This window comes from Kitasatospora sp. NPDC002543, from assembly GCF_053594915.1.
Genome location: NZ_JBSFWR010000201.1, coordinates 1 through 4,832, shown reverse-complemented (window position 1 = coordinate 4,832; position 4,832 = coordinate 1). Strand labels below are relative to the sequence as shown.

The 4,832-nt window shown below is 76.7% G+C and carries 2 protein-coding genes; both read left to right on the top strand.

The annotated features are described in order from the left end of the window. On the top strand, positions 1–1,767 hold a 1,767-nt coding region (locus tag ACWD4P_RS37860; RefSeq protein ID WP_449782773.1), incomplete at its 5' end, for an ABC transporter permease. Beyond that, positions 1,764–4,607 (top strand): hypothetical protein, encoded by a 2,844-nt coding sequence (locus ACWD4P_RS37855; protein WP_449782772.1) that lies wholly within the window; start codon positions 1,764–1,766, stop codon positions 4,605–4,607. The genes ACWD4P_RS37860 and ACWD4P_RS37855, both read left to right, overlap by 4 nt. Positions 4,608–4,832 lie beyond the last annotated feature (225 nt).

The following is a 4,832-nucleotide window of genomic DNA, read 5'->3' as shown; positions in this document are numbered from 1 at the left end:
GCCCGGCTCGGCGCCCGGTTCGCCGCCCGCGGCCGAGGCCTCGGCCCGGCCATGGTCGGCTGGCAGCTGGCCCGCCGGCCCGGCCGCGCCACCGGCCCCGTGCTGCTGCTCGTCATGGCGGTGGCCACCGGCGTGCTGGCGCTCGGTCAGCACGCCACCTGGACGGCCTCCCAGCGCGACCAGGCCGCCTTCCAGACCGCCGGCGGCCTGCGCATCTCCGGCTCGCACAACACCCCGATGGGCCAGGCCGGCCGCTACGGCAGCCTGCCCGGCGGCGACCGGCTGGTCCCGGTGGTGCGTGACGAGCAGCCGCTGCAGGGCGGCCCCGGCCAACTGCTGGCCGTGGACGCCACCGCCTTCGCCGAGCGCGTCCCGGTCCGCTCCGACCTGCTCGACGGACACACCAGCGCGCAGGTCTTCGGCACGCTCGCCACGCCCGCCCCCGTCGGGATCCCGCTGCCCGGCCACCCGCTGCGCATCGACGCCGACATCACGGTGAGCCAGCAGGAGGTGGGCAGGCGCCTCAACAGCCCGGTGACCCCCGAGGTCCGGCTGCTGCTGAGGGACCGCTTCGGCCTGGTCCACAAGGTCCCGTTCGGCGAGCTCCCGCTGAACGGCCAAGCCCGCGCCTCGATCCGGCTCGGCGCGCTGGTCGACGCCCCGGTGGGCTCGGTCGCCGCGCCGCTGGCCGTGGTCGGCGCCACCGTCTCCTTCGGGGACCGCAGCGAGGGCGAGCTCACCCTGCGGAACCTGGCCGTCTCGGAGAGCGCCGACGGACCGGCCACCACCGTCCCGGTGCCGGCCGGCACCGGCTGGAACCTCAAGCCCCCGCCGCCCCGGGGCGGTCCCGGCGGCTCCCCGCTGGCCACCCTGGCTGCCGAAGCGGCCACCGCCGACAGCCTGTTCACGGTCGTCTACCACTCCGCCGGAGGCATCGGCGACTCGCTGCGCGCCGTGCTGACCCCGGCCGGCGCCGCCGCTCCGGCCGTCGTCAGCGGCGTCGCCACCCGCGACTACCTGAAGGCCGTCGGAGCCTCGGTGGGCGACACCCTCCAGGTGCCGCTCAGCGGGGTCGTCGTCCCCGTCAAGGTGACCGGAGCGGTCGAGGCCGTACCGGTGGCCGGCCGGCGGGCGCTGGTGATGGACCTCGGCTCGGTCGCCCGGTCGCTGTCCGCCCAGGACCGCAACCTGCCGCCCCGCACCGAGTGGTGGTTGCCCGCCGCGGGGCCGGGGGACCGGGCTCCGGCCGAGGCCGCCGCCGCCCTGCGCGGCGCTCCGGGCAGCCAGGACCTCGCGCTCGACGGCGAGGTCTCCGAGGGCCTCCTCGGCGACCCGGTCGGCGCCGCCCCGCAGAGCGCGCTGATGGCCATCGCGATCGTCACCGCCGTGCTCGCCGCGATCGGCTTCGGCGCCGCCGTGGCCGGCTCCGCCCACGAGCGCTCCCGGGACTCCGCGCTGCTGCTCGCCCTGGGCGCGCCGCGCCGGCAGGTCGCCCGTACCGTCGCCGCCGAGAACGCGGTGCTGGTCGGCCTCGGCGGGATCGTCGGCCTCGCCCTCGGAGCCCTGCTCGTCCGGCTGATCGTGCCCTTCGTGGTGCTGACCCCGGCTGCCCGCCGCCCGGTGCCCGAGGCCCTGGTCGAGCTGCCGTTCGGTCAGGCGCTGCTCTTCGCGGCCGCGATCGCCGTCGTCCCGCTGCTGTCGGCCTTCCTGATCGGGCGCCGGCGTCGAGACGTGGCCGCCAGGCTGCGCCACGTGGAGGAGATGTGACCAGCCAGGCCGGCACGACCGTGCCCACCCCCGCCCCGGAGCAGGGGCCCGCGCCCGCACGGGCCTACCGGCCCGCGCCCTGGGTCCGCACCAGGCTGCGGGCGATGCCCCTGGCCGCGCTGCTCACGGCGGCCCTCGCCCTGGTGACCGTCTTCCTGGCAGCTGCCTTCCCGAGGATCGCGGACCGGGGCGCGGACACCGCGCTCCAGGAGTTCGCCCGCGGCCTGGGCACCAACGTGACCAACCTCGAACTCACCTCGGAGACGACCCCCAACGACAACGCCGACGACCTCCGGGCCGTCGGGCAGAAGCTGGGCGCGCAGATCGGACGGCAGCTGCCGCTGAGCCCGGTCGGCCAGGTCCACGGCACCCGGGTCAAGACCGAGCGCTCGATGTTCAACCCGGGGTTCACCCGGCTCTCCGACCACGCCAACCCGAGGCTCGGCCTGTACTACCTGGACGGCCTCGCCGACCGGGTGACGCTCACCGCGGGCACCTGGCCGGGCCCCGCCCCGGCCGACGGCCCGCTGCCGGTCGTGCTGAGCCAGCAGGCCGCCGAGGCCGTCAACATCAAGCTCGGTGACGTCATCGAGAGCGGCACCGACGGTCCGGTGCAGCTGCGCAGCACCGTGGTCGGCCTCTACCGGGTCAATGACCCCAAGGACCCCTTCTGGGAGGGGCTCGGCTGCCCGGCCAGGGCCTGTCTGGGCCTCAAGGGCGACGACGCGTGGTACTGGACCAGCGGCTTCGTCGACGGCGGCAGCCTGCCCGCGCTGGCCCGCTGGGGTTCGAGCGGCCAGGACTTCTGGCGGCTGCCCGTCGACCCCGGCGCGCTGCGGGCCGACCGGCTCGACCGGACGCACGCGGCCCTCGCCTCGTACACGGCCGGCCCCGGCATGACCGCCCTGATCGACTCCACCCTCCGGGCCGACCTGCACGCCACCTCGCTGCTGCCGGACGTCCTCACCCGGGCCACCGCCCGCTACCAGGCCGCGGCCCCGCTGGGCGCCATCGGGCCGGCCGGCGTCGCCGGCATCGCCGTCGTGGTGCTCTGCCTGGCCGCGGCGCTCAGCACGGACCGCCGCGCCGGCGAGATCCGGCTGCTCCAGGCCCGTGGCGGTTCGCGCAGCGGGGTGCTGCTGCGGCTTCTCGGTGAGGGCGCCGTGACCGTGCTCCCCGCCGCGGTGCTGGGGACGGCCCTGGCGCTGGTGCTGCTGCCCACCCCCCGGTGGGGCAACCCGGTGCTGCTGGCACTCGCCGTGACCCTGCTCGCGATCCTGGCCTTCCCGGCCCGGGCCGCGCTGCTCTGGGCGCGTCCTCGGCCGGCCGGCGGCTGGCGCCGGGTGATCGGCGAACTCGCGGTGCTGGCGGTGACCGCCGCGGCCGTGGCGGAGGTCCGGCGCCGCGGCGTCGGCCACGCCGGTGGTGGCGTGGACCCGCTGCTGGTGGCCTCCCCGCTGCTGCTCGCCGTGTCCGGCGGGCTGCTGCTGGCCCGGATCGAGCCCCTCGTGGTCGGCTGGCTGGCCGCCCTCGCCGGGCGGGGGCGCGGGCTGGTCGGCTTCCTCGGCCTGGTCCGGGCCGCCCGCGACAACTCGGGCCGCCGCAAGCCCTCCGTGCTGCCGCTGCTCGCCCTGTTGATCGCGGTCACGGCCACCGGATTCGGCGCCACCGTGCTCGACACGGTGGACCGCTCCCGGACGCGTGCCGGGCGCATCGCCACCGGCGGCGACGTGTCCGTGGCCGTCCCGGTCTACGCCACCCTGCCGGAGGCCTTCACCACGGCGGCCGGTGAGCTGCCCGGAGTCCGGGCGGCGACCGGCGCCTGGATCGAGGAGCGGGCCACCTTCATCGGCGGCGACCGGGGCACCACCGACGCCATCCTCGTGGTGGTCGAGCCCAAGGCCTACGCGGAGATCTCCCGCACCGCCGGGGTCGGCGGGTACGACCCGGCCGTGCTGGACGCTCCCGGCGGCAAGGACAGCCCGGTGCCCGCGCTGTTCAGCCGGGACCTCGCCGACAAGCTGGCCAAGGGCGCCGCGCAGGTGCGCACGCCCACCGGCAGCGTGATGGCCACCGGCGTCGCCGGGATCGTCTCCGCCACGCCCGCCCTCCCGGACCCGGGCAAGCCCTTCGTCGTGGTGCCGGCCGGTCCCGCGAAGGAGCACCTGCCGGAGCTCCAGCGGGCGACCAAGGTGAACAAGTGGTTCGCGGTCGGCGACGTGGAGCCGGACCGGGTCCGGGCCCTGCTGATGGAGCGCGGCATCGGCACCGGCGCGCAGGCGGTGGGCCTCGCCAAGCTGGTCAACGACGAGGCCACGGCGGCGGGCAGGGCCACCTCCGGGCTGCCGCCCGGCTACGTGGTGCACAGCAGCCGCGAGACGATCGCGGCACTGGCCGACGACCCGGTGCAGCGCGCCGCCGGGCGGTTGTTCTGGTACGCGGGCTTCGCCGCCGCCGGGTTCGCCCTGCTGGCCGTGCTGCTGACGTTGCTGCGGGCCGCACCGGACCGTACGGCGGTGCTCGCCCGGCTGCGGACCATGGGGTTGCGGCCCCGGCAGGGGTTGGCGCTGATCATCGCCGAGGCGTTGCCGCAGACCCTGGCGGCGGCGGTCGGCGGTGGCCTGGTGGCGCTGGTCGCGGTCGCCCTGCTGGGCGGCGCCTTCGACCTCTCGTCGTTGGTCGGTGCCACCGTCCGGGAGACCCTGACCCCGGCGGTGCTGCCGGTGCTGCTGCCCACCGTGGGCCTGACCCTGGTGGTCGGCCTCGGGGTGGTGGTGGAGACGCTGGTCGCCGGCCGGCGTCAGATCGCCACCGAACTGCGGGCGGGGGAGCGGCAATGAGAGCGGGAACAGCGGGAGCCCGCGGCGCGGCCGGAGAACGGCGGCCGGCGGCCGGGGGCGGTGCACCGGCCGCGACAGCGGTGCGGGCCGTCGGGACAGTGCGGTGCGGTGCGATGAAGCAGTCAGTCGAGACAGGAGATCAGCGGTGATGGGTGCTTCTGGGCAGCGGACGGTCACTGAGGCGCCGAGCCTTGAGGTGTTGCGGGAGCGGGCGTTGGCGGCTGC